The following is a 14,173-nucleotide window of genomic DNA, read 5'->3' on the forward strand; positions in this document are numbered from 1 at the left end:
GGACTAATCTAACGGAGAGCACAGACATCCGGTAAACGTACTGGATCTGCAACTGCAGGGAAAGAGGGCACAATGACTCCCGATGCCGCCGCGACCAAAGCCGAAATCAGGGCCCGGCACCGCCTGGCGCGCGCCCTGCACGCCGGGCAGGACCGGGAAGCCCAGGGCGTTGGCATTGCACGGCACGGGTTGGCATGGGCCCGGACGGTGGCCCGTCCCGGATTTACCTCCTTCACCGTCTACCTCGGCGTGGGCACCGAACCGGCCACGGGCGCTCTCCTGGAGTCCCTGCACGCCAACGGCTACACCGTGCTGCTGCCAGTCTGCGAACCTGGCCGCCGCCTGCTCTGGGTGGAATGGACCCCGCACTCCACGTTTGCACGCAGCCGCTTCGCGCCGGTGATGGAACCTGTTGGTCAACAACTGGATCTGGAGGCTGCCACGTCGGGCCGCCCGGGAGCGACGGGACTGGCCGGAATCATCCTGCCGGCCACCGCCGTCGACCGTTCCGGCAACAGGATCGGCCAAGGAGGTGGATATTACGATTCCTTCCTGGCCCCGCTCCAGGAGCAGGGAAATATCCCGCCCACCATTGCTGTTGTTTACGACGACGAAGTCCTGCCTGCCGGCACCATCCCCGCCGAAACGTTCGACGTGAAGGTGCAGGCAGCCTTGACCCCCGGGGGACTTGTCGCCTTTTCCTAGACGACGCCGGCCCGCCCAGTGTTAGAATTAGCACTCAGGCCCTGAGACTGCTAAGGCCGCGGAGAGATCCCGGCGTTGGCAGGCAGGACCTTACGTTTGCCCCAGAGGAGGATCATCAGTGCCCACGTATGCATACGCCTGCAAAGATTGCGGTAACGACTTCGACATCTTTCAGTCTTTCACTGACAGCACGCTGACCGAATGCCCTGAATGCCAGGGCTCCCTGCGCAAGAAGTTCAACAGCGTCGGTGTCGTCTTCAAGGGCACCGGCTTCTACCGCACTGATTCGCGCGATTCGAAGGGCAGCACTGTTTCCGCAGCCCCGGCTGCCGCCTCCGGTGCGCCTGCGGCTCCGTCACCTGCCCCTGCTGCAGCGGCGGCAACGGCGAGCTAGGCGCCCTGCCTCCACCTGGGGCCAGCTCTTCCTGCATCCGGGTTATATCGCAACACCACGGGTTATCCACATACGACGTCGGACTCCTTCAGCAGGTGCGGCACGCGGACCTACGGTTCCTGTATGCCAGTCTTCCCGTACACGCCAGCAGACCCGCAGCCGGACGCTGCTTTCTGCCGCCGGGTGCGCCCTTCGGGTGCCCGGGCTTCCAATAGCCCAGCGGCATTGCAGCTTCCCCTACCAGGCATCTCCAGGACGAAGGCCCTGAACCGATTCCGTGGACCCGGCAGTCGTGCACCCGGCACCCGCCACCACTCACGCGCCGGTATTCTTGGTTGGCTTCGGGGCAGGCGCCGTCTTGCCATAGCAATGTTGTTATGCCTCGCTGCGGGGCTGGCAGTCCACCAGCTCACGCCCGCTCCCACCAGTACAGCGACGGTTCTCGCCGCGGCACGCGACCTCCCGGCAGGCGCCACCCTTGGCGCTACGGATCTGAGGCAGTTGCGCGTTCCCCCGGAGCTCCTGGTGGACGGGACGTTCACCGACCTGCCTGACCTCGCGGGAAAGCAACTGGCCTCACCGGTCCTCCAGAGCCAGATCCTTACCACAGCCCAGCTGGTGGGCCAGGGCCTCCTTGCGGGAGCACCGGAGGGCTCTGCCGCAGTTCCGCTGAGAATGGCGGACCCTGCGTCCATCCAGCTCCTGTCCCCCGGCCAGCTGGTGAACATTGTGAAGTCTTCGGACGGCGGCTACAACAGCGGGGTGCCTTCGGAGGTCCTTGCAGAAGGCGTGGCCGTCCTCTGGACCTCAGGCAAGGGCGGAGAAAGCAGCGAATGGCTTGGATCAGGTGAGACCGAAGGACTGGTGGTGGTAGCTGCCGGCCCCGACCAGGCCGGGCGGCTGGCCGGGGCCTCCAGTCAGGGGAAGCTGTTCTTTGTGATGGTTGGAGCGGGCCCGTAGGTACCGCACCCCGGCCATGCCTAGCCCCAGTGCGGCGGCTTTTGCTCCCGCAGCCAGGCATCGTGATCGTGATCCGAGGTGTCGCCCCAACGCCGGGGATCATCCTCGGCGGCTTTGTTCGGAACCAGGCTCACGGCGTGGAGCGGCTGACGATCGTAATCCTGCCCGACTGCCGGTTCCCTGTCAGAAGCTGCGGACGAGGAAGCCGCGGAGGTGGCGGCTTCGGATGTGGCAGCTTCGGAGAGGCCTGACTCCTGCACGGATCCTGTGTTTGCCGGAACTGCTGAGGCTTCGGTGGCGGAAGCCTCGGCGTCGTTCGCGTGCTGCTGGTTCATGATGTGATCCTTCCGGCCGGCCTCTTCATCCTGACCGGCTGGTTCGTGCTTTTCGTAATGGCCGTGTCCGGCGGCCGCCGGCTGACGGCCGTGGCGCTGGCGCAGGCCGCCCTGCTGGCTGCCTGACTGCACGGCAGCGTGGTCGCTCGCGGCGCTTTCCAGCGTCAGGCGCTCAACGTCGTCATCGAAGAACCCGCCAGCAGCGCCATGCCGGGCAGTGACGGGAACGTTCTCCAATCCAAGATAACCCGCGATGCGGTCAGCACAGGAGGAAGGATCCGTAAAGACTTCAATGGTCCACAGCGGCATATAGCGCCAGCCCAGTCGCTCCAGCAGTTGCGGGCGCAGGCGGCTCCGTTCACGCACACTCATGGCCCGGTACCGTTCCGTGCCATCAGATTCGATAGCAACCGGACGCGGGATCTCGCTGTCGTCCCTGCCCATGGTGCTCAGGGGATCCGCTGCAGCGGCAACGTCCAAAACGCCGTCGTACTGGTGCCAGACCCTGGCTCCGCGGGCACGAAGGCGTTCAGCGAGGTCGGCGACCAAAGGATCGGCACCCAACGACTGCTCGCTCGCCGCCGCACGGGAGACCGGGCTTCCCAGGTCGGAGTTCCCGGCAATTTCCCGGTCCAGCAGCTCATACAGATCCACGGCACCGTGGCTCAACCGGGTCCGGTCCAGGTCCTCGGGCCGGAAGCAGCTCAGAACGTGCATGGAACGGCGGGCGCGAGTCATGGCCAGTGCAAACTTCGCCCGGCCGCCCTCGGCTGACAGGGGTCCAAACCCGTGCAGGGCGCGGCCATGCGGGGTGCGGCCAAAACCTGGGGAGAAGATGACGTGGTCACGGACCATTCCCTGGGCCCGTTCCAGATCCACCACGCGGAAGGATTCGCTGCCGGCCGAGAAGAAACCGGAAAGGCCGGGATAGTTGGGCAGTTGCAGGCGGATGGCCTCACCAATCCTGGCCGCGTGGCGCAAGCTTGCCGTAACCACGGCCAGCGACGTGCGCGGCCGCAGACGGGCATGCTCAAACACCAGTTCCACCACGCGATTGACTTCGGCCACCACGGATTCCACACTGTCGTGGTCGGCACTGGGCAATCCGGTGCCGTCCGGCAGGTACTCAACCACCAGGGAACGATCCAGTCCGGTGGCGGTCTGGCCCTCCGGAAGGCGACGCAGCCCGTCGTCGTAAAAGCTCCTGCTCAGCTGAAGGACCAGGTCCTCGTCGATGGCCCGGTACACAAACCGCAACCGCCAAGCCGGCAGCACCTCGGACAAGGCTGCGAAGGCGCTTTGCACCTGCTGGTGGGCAGGTTCACCGGCCGCCAGCCTCTCGACGCCAACGGTAAAAGTCCTTGGGCTGGCGATGCGGTCATCGCCGAAGGCAATAACCTGCTTAGCGCGCGCGATGGCGGGCAGCACCGCCTGCAGGGAGGTCGCCTCGGCGTCGAGGATGATGACGGCGTCAAAACCCTGGCTGGCCGGCAGCAGGCCGGTCATCAGGTACGGGCTGACCGCCCAGACCGGTACCAGCGTGGAGACCATGTCCGGCGCAAGGGCACCCAGCGCTCCGAGCGTTACACGGCCATCCTTAAGCAACCCGCGGAGCTGATCGGCCTGCCTGGGCTCGCTGCCGATTGCGGTGCGCCAGCGCTCGGCAAGGGTCCAACGCAACCGTGCCGCGCCGCTGGCGATGTGTGCGTTGTCAGCCAGGCGGTACTCGGCCTCCAACTTGCGAAGGGCATCGCCGTCGGACATGGCCAGGTAATCGTCGCCGCTGATCATGGCTTCAAGGACCGACTGCCACCAGGCAAGATCCAACTCGGCGGCTACGGCTTCTGCCGGAACTTCACGTTCGGCCAGGTCTGCCAGCAGCTCACCGAGCCCGTGCTCCCGCATGTTTTCCACCAACAGGGTACGTTCCGGCAGCGTCTCCAGGGTATGGGTGTCCGCCGTCAGGGCCTGGACACGCGCCAGCAGCTCCTTGTAGGACGTGGACTCAAGGTCGCCGCCGTCCTCGGTATGCTTCAGGGCCTCGCCCAGGCCGGTCAGCTCGCGGCCCAGTGAGCGGTACATAACATTGATCTCAGCCAAGCCGGACGGCACTGCCGGATGCCGCTGGGTTGTGGCGTAGCCGGCCCAGAGAGCCCGCTGTTCCTGCACCAGCACCAGCGAACTGTGCAGATCTGCAATATGGACGCCCGGACGGACATATTCCTTGGCTACGCGCCGCAACCGCGAACGCTGCATGGACGCCATCTCGATATTGCGCTCCCGGCGCCAGGCTGAGGACGCGGTAGCTGAAATGAGGTCGTTGACTGGCCTGTCGAAAATGTCCGGCGTGAACTTGTCCAGGCTCTCACGTACCGCGATGAGCAGGTCCAGCTGCTCGCCCCATTCAGCGAACGTGGTGCCAAGCCTGATTTCCGCATGGTCGGCAACTGCCTTCATACGGTCGCGCAGCAGCGGGAGGTTCTTTTCCACGGAGCGCGCCAGCTCCTGCGCCTCTTCAGTTTCCTTGCGTGTGAGCAGCCGTGCTCCGTGCCAGGGGCTGGCGGTGGAGGCCTTGCTGAAACTGCCCAGCTCTGCCGCCCGCTTCAGCCGGCCGGCTAGCTCGCTCCGGTCGCGGATGCTGTCCAGGACGCTTCTCTTCAGGCGCACGGTGGTGGCAGGGGCGGGCTGGATGGACGTCAGCTCGGCCAGGGACTGCATGGCCTGGTAGGGCGAACAGCCCCAGCGCTCACGTACGTTATGCAGCGAGGACACGTGATCCACGAGGGCGTGACGGTGTTCGGTGAGGGTCTTGTGCAGGTTGTCCAGCTGCGGTTCCAAAGACTTTTCGTTCCGGACAATGGCACGGACCAGCTGGGCCTTCAGCTGCTGCGGTGAACTGTTGCCGGTCAGTTGGAGGAGCGCGGAATCCAGGCCAAGGCTTTCGAGCTGGGCCGCCACCTCGTTAAGGCTGGCCCGTCGGTCCCCTACCACCAGGACGGTCTTGCCGGCGTCAACCAGCGTGCCGATGGTATTGATGACAGTCTGGGTCTGCCCGGTTCCTGGCGGCGAGCTGACCACCAATGATTCACCGGCCCGCGCGGTATCAAGGACGTACTGCTGGTCCGCGTCGGCGTCCAGAAGCAGGAGCTCGCCGGCAGGGTGGCGTTCATCGACGCCGGGAAAACGTTGGGGGTCCGCTGGTTCGACGGCGGGGGCCTCACCGGCCGCTGCCTTGGCGAGGGCGGATACAAGTGGATTGCGCTCATTGATCCAGGGGTCATCCAGGTTCCCGGACAGGTCCGCGAAGGTCGAAACCAGGAGATTGTGCTGGACCTCGGCACCGTGGATCGGCTGGACGATGGACGCGAGGCGATCCAAAACGGGTTGCGGGTCGAAGCGGGCTGTGCTGTAGGCCATTCGAGTCAGGGTGTTGACGTCGAAGACGATACCGTGGATGTTCTTCAGGTGCCGGACCAGGGCTGGGTTCAAGCTGGCCTGTTCGGTCAGCTGGAGTTCGTAATCGTCCTCGCCCGGTCGGATAGTCAGTGAGATTCCGGCAAGCATGACCGGGGCCGAAACGCGTTGCGGCTTCCCCCCGACCGCGGACGTCCATACGACCGTGCCTGCGGAAAAGTAACCGGCATCGATGCCACGGTCATTGCCGAGCTCAAAGATCTTGGAGCGGAGGTTCCGCGAGGCCCTGGCGGCGACAACGTACTGCTGCCTGTCGCGGATCAGTGTGGAGAGGCGGGTGCGTCGCCCTGCCATCAGCTGCGCCAGACCGGAGGGATGCGCGGATGTCAGATCGATGCAGCCTTCGGGTGTTTTGGTGAAACGCAGCAGTGTATCTGCCCCGGTGACAGGTTTGAGCCCCGAGAGCCATTTCCGGAACTCCTCGGAACCCTCTGTTTGGCCTTGACCAACTGACACTACTGCCTTCTTTTCTGCGTTTACACGTGACGCCCTGGACCATACCGGCATGCATTCGAGAGTAGCCGGAATCCGCAGGCAGTGAGAGACCGCAACACTGTATGGAACGAATTGACCTCGGAAAGACGAAGCGGCCGGCCCCTTCCGGGGCCGGCCGCTCACATCGCTATTCCCACTCGATGGTTCCCGGCGGCTTGCTGGTCACATCCAGCACGACGCGGTTGACGCCGTCCACCTCATTGGTGATGCGATTGGAGATGCGGGCCAACAGGTCATAGGGAAGCCTGGACCAGTCGGCTGTCATGGCATCTTCGGACGAAACCGGCCGGAGCACGATCGGGTGGCCATAGGTACGGCCATCGCCCATAACGCCCACACTGCGGACGTCCGCAAGCAACACCACGGGCATCTGCCACACTTCGTTGTCCAGCCCGGCAGCGGTCAGTTCCGCGCGGGCAATGGCATCGGCCTTGCGCAGCAGGTCCAGACGTTCCTTCGTGACCTCGCCAACAATGCGGATTCCCAGGCCAGGGCCCGGGAAAGGCTGGCGGCCGACGATTTCCTGCGGCAGGCCGAGCTGCGCGCCTACGGCACGAACCTCGTCCTTGAACAAGGCACGCAACGGCTCCACGAGCTCGAACTGCAGATCCTCCGGAAGGCCGCCCACGTTGTGGTGGCTCTTGATGTTCGCTGCGCCTTCACCGCCGCCGGATTCGACGACGTCCGGGTACAGGGTGCCCTGGACCAGGAATTTGATCTTCTCGCCATGCGCGGCGGCCTCGGCCACGATTGCACGCTCGGCTTCCTCGAAGGCGCGGATGAATTCCCGGCCGATGATCTTGCGCTTGGTTTCGGGATCGCTCACGCCGGCGAGGGCGGCCTGGAAGCGCTCCTGCTCATTGGCAACGTACAGCTTGACGCCGGTGGCCGCCACGAAGTCGCGCTCCACCTGCTCGGCTTCGCCTTCGCGCAGCAGTCCGTGGTCAACGAACACGCAGGTCAGCTGATCGCCGACAGCGCGCTGGACCAATGCTGCGGCTACTGCCGAGTCAACACCGCCGGAGAGGCCGCAAATGACCTTGGCGTCGCCGATCTGTTTGCGGATGCGGTCAACCTGCTCTTCGAGGATGTTGCCCGTGGTCCAGTTAGGCTCCAGCCCGGCGCCCTTGAACAGGAAGTTCTCGAGGACCTGCTGGCCATAGGCGGAGTGCTTGACCTCCGGGTGCCACTGCACGCCGTAAAGGCACTTTTCCTCGTTGGCGAAGGCAGCAACTTCGGCACCGGCGGTGGTGGCCAGCACTTCAAAGCCTTCGGGAGCCTCATGCACGGAATCGCCGTGGCTCATCCAGGTTTTCTGGTGCTGCGGCATTCCTTCGAGCACGGAGCGTCCCTCACCCAGGAGGGTGGTTTCCGTCGAGCCGTACTCGCGCAGGCCGGTTTTGTCGACCTTGCCACCAAGGGCGTTGGCCATGGCCTGGAAGCCGTAGCAGATACCGAAGACGGGGACGCCGGCTTCGAAGAGGTCTGCACCCACGCTGGGGGCACCGTCGGCATAGACGCTTGCCGGACCGCCGGAAAGGATGATGGCGGCAGGATTCCTGGCCAGGAGTTGATCGGTGGTGTAGGTATGCGGAACTACTTCCGAATACACATTCGCTTCCCGGACGCGGCGGGCAATCAGCTGCGCGTACTGGGCACCGTAGTCAACAACCAGCACCGGCTTCTGGGAAGTCTGGGATGCAGTGGGAGTAGTCACCGATCAAGACTACTTGGCGCCGCTGCCCCCGCGCATCTTCAGGAGCTCCGCTGTGACGCAGCAGACTTCCAGGCAGCGGCAATCAGTATCGTTTTGAAGCTGCGGGATTCGCTGCGAGTTCGGCTTCCACCTCGCGGTGGAACTTCTTCTCCACGATGAAGGACAGGAACGGGACCACGCCGCCGAGTGCCAGCACGATCATCTTGACGAAGGACCAGCGCATCAGTGACCAGAGCCGGAACGTGGCCATCAGGTACACCACATACATCCAGCCGTGCACAATCAGGACCGTTACGGAAAGGTTGAGACCGCCGATCACGCCCGGCGGTTCAGCGTCGGCAAACCCGAGTCCGAAAGCCTGGCCGGTCACGGCATCGGTTCCGCCGGCGAACAGGTAGCTGCCAAACCCATAACGGGCAATCAGCTCGGCGCACAGCAGCAACAGCATGGCTCCGGTCAGGTAGGCGAGCACCTTGTAGAACGTCAGGGCGGACCGAATCTGCGCTGCCGTCCCCCCGAAGCGGCGCTCCTTGGGCCGGGGGGCACTGGCAGACTCTTCGGCGGGGACGGCAGGTTTGGGGTCAATCATGGTGTACCTCGCTGTGGTGTGTAGGGGGAAGAGAGGGCTGGCCAGCGCCGTCTTCGTAGTGTTCGTCATCGTCCAGTTCCTCTTCACGGTCCCGGTTGTAGTCGTCTTTAACCAGCCGCCACCAGATGAACAGTGCGAACCCGGCGAAGACAACCCACTCCACAGAGTAGAAAAGGTTGAGCCAGTTGACCTTTTGCGCGGGCGGCTGCGGACCGATCTCCAGGGCCTTCAGGGGACTTTCGACGGCGGCAGCGGAGACATCCGCGCCGGCCCCCAGTTCGGTGGTTGCGGCTATAAACGCGGGGTAGCTGCTGACGTTCCATTCGTTGATCAGTTCAGCGGTGGAGACGGCGCTGGCCCGGCCCGGCCCTGGATCGGCATTGGCAACCGGGGCCTCGGACGGCAGCAGCCGTCCGGTAAGGCTGATGGTTCCCGACGGCGGTGCCGGAGCGCTGGCAGGATCCGCCACCCAGCCGCGCGCTACCGGGATCCAGGTATGGGGCGAGGCAGCCACGCCCTGCAGGGCAGGGGCGCCGTCCACCTTAAAGGCGTCAACCACCCAATAGCCTTTGACGCCGTCATTGAGCCGCTCCGCTACCAGTACCTGCCTGGCGGGGTCATAGGATCCGCTGGCCGTGACCATCTGGTCAGCCACGGAACCCGGGAAGAAGCTGCCGGGTTCCAGAGTTTCGGTCAGCGGGCGTACGTCTTCGGTAGCCGGATTGACCGGAATTTCGGGCGTGGTTGAACGGCCGAACTGCCATTGGCTAAGGAGGACAAACACCCCGGAAACAACGATCGCCAAAATGAATCCTGCGATCCACTGCGGCTTAAGGGCTGTTTTCCACACCCCTTAACCGTACTTCGTTCCGCTGTAGAACAACTAAACGTGGAGCCGTCCGGCCACAGTCAGTGATCGAAGAAGACCAGGCTGGAGTTGATGAGCTCGGCAATAACCTCGGCGTCGTACGCACGGCGCAGGGACTCCCGGAACGATTCCTTGGACAGTGACCTGGCCAGGGTGGCCAGGACCTCAAGGTGCTCGGAGAAGGAACTGGCTGGTGTGGCGATCAGCAGGATTACAGTTGCAGGTCCATCCGAGGCACCAAAGTCCAGTGCATGCCCGTACTTGGTAATTCCCACGGCAATGGACGTTTGCTTGACGAACTCACTGCGCGCGTGCGGGAGGCCGATACCGCCCGGCAGGCCGGTGGCGAGTTGGTGTTCACGGGCGTTGACGTGGTCCAGGAACCTGGGCAGGTCGGTTACCCGTCCGGCAGCGTGGAGACGCTCGGCCAGCTGACGCGCGGCGTCCGCTTTGTCCGTTGCGACAAGTTCCAGGACCACCATTTCCGGGGTGGTCAGTTCCGCGTCATACCGGTCAAATGGTTCCGCCAAGGCAGGTCCCTTCAAAGTGGAATCGTTCATACATGCCGGACGGCGTCACTTCAGCGGGACGATGTCTTCCACTCCCATCCGCGCGGCGTCCGCCGATTCATCGTCCGGCTGCTGCTGGCTCAGGCGTTCGGCTTCCACACGTGCGATGTAGTGCTTGATCTCGTTCTCGCGCTGTGCATCACTCCAGCCAAGAATGTTCCCCATAAGCTTAGCGACCACGGGAACAGCAGAAACACCCCTGTCCCAGGCCTCGATGGAAATCCTGGTCCGGCGGGTGAGGACGTCATTGACGTGGCGTGCGCCTTCGTGGGTGGCAGCATAGACGGCCTCAGCCTGCAGGTAGTCGTCTGCACCGGGCAGGGGCTCGCCCAGCGAACGGTCTTCCCTGATCAGCGCCAGCACCTCATTGGCCATGGATCCATACCGGTTAAGCAGGTGCTCCACGCGGGCAACGTGCACACCAAATTCCTCGGCCGTGCGGCTGCGGCGGTTCCAGGCTGCCTTGTATCCAGTGGCGCCCAGCAGCGGGATGGTTTCCGTGCAGCTGGGTGGTACTCGCTCGTCCATGCTCCTGGTTGCCTCATCCACGGCATCCTTTGCCATCACCCTGTAGGTGGTCCATTTGCCGCCAGCCACTACCACCAGGCCCGGGACCGGGTGCGCCACCACATGTTCCCTGGAGAGCTTTGCCGTTGAGTCGTTTTCACCGGCCAGCAGGGGACGCAGCCCCGCATATACGCCCTCCACATCCTCGCGGGTGAGGGGACGTTGCAGCACGGTGTTGACGTGTTCGAGGATGTAGTCGATGTCCTTGCTGGAGGCGGCCGGGTGAGCCTTGTCCAGGTGCCAGTCGGTGTCCGTGGTGCCGATGATCCAGTGCCGCCCCCACGGAATGACGAACAGCACCGATTTCTCGGTGCGAAGAATGAGTCCCACCGTGGACTGGAAACGGTCGCGTGGCACCACCAGGTGGATACCTTTGGAGGCCCGCACCTTCAGCTGGCCCCGTTCAGTCACCATGGCCTGCGTTTCATCCGTCCAGACGCCGGTGGCGTTTATGACCTGCTTGGCCCGGATGTCGAACGTGTCGCCGTCCTCGTGATTGACCACTTTGGCGCCCACCACGCGTTCGCCCTCACGCAGGAAGTTGACGACGGACATCTGGTTGACCGCGTGGGCGCCATAGTACGCAGCCGTCCGGATGAGGTTAGCCACATATTTTGCGTCATCCACCTGGCCGTCGTAATACCGGATGGAGCCAACGAAGGCATCCTTCTTCAGGCTGGGGGCCGCCCGCAGTGTGCCGCGGCGGCTGAGGTGCTTATGGAAAGGCACCCCCCTGCTGTGGCCGCCCGAAACGGACAGGATGTCATACAGGGCGATCCCGGCGCCCACGTACGGGCGCTCAATGAAGGGCTTGGTCAACGGGTACAGGAAGGGGACCGGACGGGCCAGGTGCGGCGCCAGTTCGGACAGCAGGAGGCCCCGCTCCTGCAAGGCCTCCTTCACCAGGGCGAAATCCAGCATCTCCAGGTAACGCAGGCCACCGTGGATGAGCTTGGAGGACCTGGAGGACGTGCCGGCAGCCCAGTCATTGGCCTCGACAATGCCGACGCTAAGGCCACGGGTTACTGCATCCAGTGCAGCACCGGTGCCGACGATCCCGCCGCCGACGATCAGGATATCCAGCTCCTGGCCGGGCTGGCTGGTGGCTCTGAGCCGTTCCAACGAAACCGCCCGGGCGTCGGGTCCCAATGTGCCGTTGCTGCTCGGATCGTTCGACATCGAAAGCCTCCATCACGCGGGGTCTGGTGCCTTAACCCTACTTCGCGGAGACGGGGAAGGGCAGGGCGGACCGGCTGCGTTTATCCAGCCACTCCCCCTGCCCTTCCGGCAGAATTCTGATAGACGCCGTGCTAGTTGCCTGAGTACGGCGAAACGACGACGTCGACCCGCTGGAACTCCTTCAGGTCCGAATACCCTGTGGTGGCCATGGAGCGGCGCAACGCACCGATCAGGTTGGACGTTCCGTTGGTGTGGTGGCCGGGTCCGAACAATACCTCGTCCAGGGGACCAACAGTTCCCACGTTGACCCTGTCTCCGCGCGGAAGTTCCAGGTGATGGGCCTCCTGGCCCCAGTGCCAGCCCCTGCCCGGCGCCTCTTCAGCGCGCGCCAGCGCGGTACCCAGCATCACGGCGTCGGCGCCCATGGCAATTGCCTTGACGATGTCCCCGGAGGTGCCCATTCCGCCGTCGGCAATGACGTGGACGTACCGTCCGCCGGATTCATCCATGTAATCGCGCCGTGCGGCGGCGACGTCGGAGATGGCGGACGCCATGGGCGAATGGATGCCCAAGGCACGGCGCGTCGTGGTGGTGGCACCGCCGCCGAAGCCCACCAGGACGCCGGCTGCGCCCGTACGCATGAGGTGCAGCGCGGGGGTGTAGCCTGCCGCGCCTCCCACGATCACCGGAACGTCCAGTTCGTAGATGAACTGTTTAAGGTTCAGCGGCTCGTGGTCCTTGGATACGTGCTCGGCCGACACCGTGGTACCGCGGATCACAAAAATATCGACGCCGGCAGCCAGCACCGTCTTGTAGTGCTCCTGGGTGCGCTGCGGGGTCAGGGAACCAGCAACGGTGACCCCCGCGGCACGGATCTCCGCCAGCCGGGAGGTGATGAGTTCAGGCTGGATCGGTGCGTTGTAAAGTTCCTGCATTTTTCGCGTCACAGCCGGGTTGCTGGACTCACCGGACAGGGCAGCGAGCTCATCAAGGACACTTTGCGGATCCTCGTAACGGGTCCACAGGCCCTCCAGGTCCAGCACTCCCAGGCCACCAAGGCCGCCAAGCGCTATGGCGGTCTGCGGGGACATGGCCGAGTCCATAGGAGCCGCGATCACCGGCATGTCGAACTTGTAGGCATCAATTTGCCACGAGACGGAAACATCCTTGGGGTCACGGGTACGACGGTTGGGGATAATCGCAATGTCATCCAGGGAGTAGGCACGACGCCCACGCTTGCCACGGCCGATCTCAATCTCGTAAGTCACTGCTCTAGGTTATCCCAGGGCACATGGGAACCTGTCCCCATCGCGGCTGGCTCCGGCAACAGGTAGCGTGATGAAGCGGTTCACTTTGCAGCATTCTTAGTTCACACACATGGGGGAAATCTTGGCGCCAGGTTTGTACGGGGCAGACATCGCGCAGCTTCGGGCGTTGTCCAAATCAATGGCGCAGTCCGGAACGCGGCTTCGGACCACGGAACAGCAAATTAACAGCCTCGTTGGCAGCGCCGTTTGGAAGGGCAACGACGGAGAGCAGTTCCGCCGCGAATGGAGCGGCAATCTGCGGCCTATGCTTCACCGGGCATCACAATCGCTGAGCGACGCCTCAAAGATGCTGCTGGTTCAAGCTGATGAGCAACAAAGTGCCAGCAGCGGCAGCAGCGGCCCTGGATCTTCGGGAAGCCCATCCGATACGCCAACCAGCGGGTTGGAGGGCCTCCTGTCGGTGGTCGCCAGCCCAGGATGGTGGGCAGCGAATGCCGCCGTTACCAGTGCGGGTCTCTATGCCGACGATCTGTTGGCCACCATGTCCAAGGGCGGGCTCCTCACCAAACTGACCAACTGGCCTTGGTTGAACGCACAGTACGGTCAGACCCCAGGCATGGGCTACATGCGGGGAACTCAGACCCTCAATGGGACGGCGATGCTCGGCCGGTTGTCTGGAGTCTTGGGTGTCGTCACCGGAGGTTTCCAAATTGCACAGGGCATTCACACCGGAAACACGGGGATGGCCATTGACGGCGGCATTTCAGCAGTCCTGGCTGGCGGAAGCTTCATACCAGGCGTGGGCCCATTCTTTGCGGTGGCCGGCATTGCCTGGGGCGGCATGGGACTACTGGCGACACACCTCGGATATGGCTCAGCTTCTGAAATGGTCGCCGACGGCGCGAAGCACGTCTGGGAGGGGGCACAGGACGTTGCCAGCAGTGTGGCTGACGGCGCCAAGGAAGCAGTGGATGCTGTAGCCGACGGAGCTAAAAAAGTGTGGGGCTGGGTCACCTGATGACTCGACTTCCCTAGACTGAATCCGATACCCGT

At 63.9% G+C, this 14,173-nt stretch carries 11 protein-coding genes; 4 read left to right on the forward strand and 7 right to left on the reverse strand.

The features are described from left to right. The first annotated feature begins 72 nt into the window (after positions 1 to 72). The 3 genes from AC50X5_RS03230 (at position 73) to AC50X5_RS03240 (ending at position 2,059) form a co-directional block, all read left to right on the forward strand. Positions 73 to 705 (forward strand): 5-formyltetrahydrofolate cyclo-ligase, encoded by a 633-nt coding sequence (locus tag AC50X5_RS03230; protein ID WP_494974695.1) that lies wholly within the window; start codon positions 73 to 75, stop codon positions 703 to 705. A gap of 118 nt (positions 706 to 823) precedes the next feature. Beyond that, entirely contained in the window at positions 824 to 1,099 is a 276-nt protein-coding gene (locus tag AC50X5_RS03235) for an FmdB family zinc ribbon protein (protein WP_494974696.1), read from the forward strand. A 369-nt stretch (positions 1,100 to 1,468) separates the two neighbouring features. Then, positions 1,469 to 2,059, forward strand: coding sequence for an RcpC/CpaB family pilus assembly protein (locus AC50X5_RS03240; RefSeq protein WP_494974697.1), 591 nt, complete (start codon positions 1,469 to 1,471; stop codon positions 2,057 to 2,059). A gap of 20 nt (positions 2,060 to 2,079) precedes the next feature. Here the strand turns inward: AC50X5_RS03240 and AC50X5_RS03245 are convergent, their stop codons facing one another. The 7 genes from AC50X5_RS03245 to AC50X5_RS03275 form a co-directional block, all read right to left on the reverse strand. Then, the gene (locus AC50X5_RS03245; protein WP_494974698.1) at positions 2,080 to 6,375 is read right to left on the reverse strand and encodes an AAA family ATPase; all 4,296 of its coding nucleotides are present in this window, start codon (positions 6,373 to 6,375) and stop codon (positions 2,080 to 2,082) included. 115 nt (positions 6,376 to 6,490) lie between these two features. Further along, complete coding sequence (guaA, locus tag AC50X5_RS03250) at positions 6,491 to 8,080, reverse strand: glutamine-hydrolyzing GMP synthase (RefSeq protein WP_494974699.1); 1,590 nt, start codon at positions 8,078 to 8,080, stop codon at positions 6,491 to 6,493. 82 nt (positions 8,081 to 8,162) lie between these two features. Beyond that, complete coding sequence (locus AC50X5_RS03255) at positions 8,163 to 8,669, reverse strand: DUF3817 domain-containing protein (protein WP_494974700.1); 507 nt, start codon at positions 8,667 to 8,669, stop codon at positions 8,163 to 8,165. Then, positions 8,662 to 9,519, reverse strand: coding sequence for an SURF1 family protein (locus AC50X5_RS03260; RefSeq protein WP_494974701.1), 858 nt, complete (start codon positions 9,517 to 9,519; stop codon positions 8,662 to 8,664). The genes AC50X5_RS03255 and AC50X5_RS03260 overlap by 8 nt, the downstream gene beginning before the upstream one ends. Before the next feature lie 59 nt (positions 9,520 to 9,578). Then, positions 9,579 to 10,067: a PTS sugar transporter subunit IIA gene (locus tag AC50X5_RS03265; RefSeq protein WP_463934593.1), complete on the reverse strand. Its 489-nt coding sequence runs from the start codon at positions 10,065 to 10,067 to the stop codon at positions 9,579 to 9,581. Positions 10,068 to 10,112: 45 nt separating this feature from the next. Next, positions 10,113 to 11,852: a glycerol-3-phosphate dehydrogenase/oxidase gene (locus AC50X5_RS03270; protein ID WP_494974702.1), complete on the reverse strand. Its 1,740-nt coding sequence runs from the start codon at positions 11,850 to 11,852 to the stop codon at positions 10,113 to 10,115. A 131-nt stretch (positions 11,853 to 11,983) separates the two neighbouring features. Further along, entirely contained in the window at positions 11,984 to 13,120 is a 1,137-nt protein-coding gene (locus tag AC50X5_RS03275; protein ID WP_493984369.1) for a GuaB3 family IMP dehydrogenase-related protein, read from the reverse strand. A 109-nt stretch (positions 13,121 to 13,229) separates the two neighbouring features. On the opposite strand from AC50X5_RS03275, the gene AC50X5_RS03280 reads away from it, so the two are divergent. Beyond that, positions 13,230 to 14,138, forward strand: coding sequence for a WXG100 family type VII secretion target (locus AC50X5_RS03280; protein WP_494974703.1), 909 nt, complete (start codon positions 13,230 to 13,232; stop codon positions 14,136 to 14,138). Positions 14,139 to 14,173 lie beyond the last annotated feature (35 nt).

This window comes from Pseudarthrobacter sp. MDT1-40-2 (assembly GCF_059383595.1).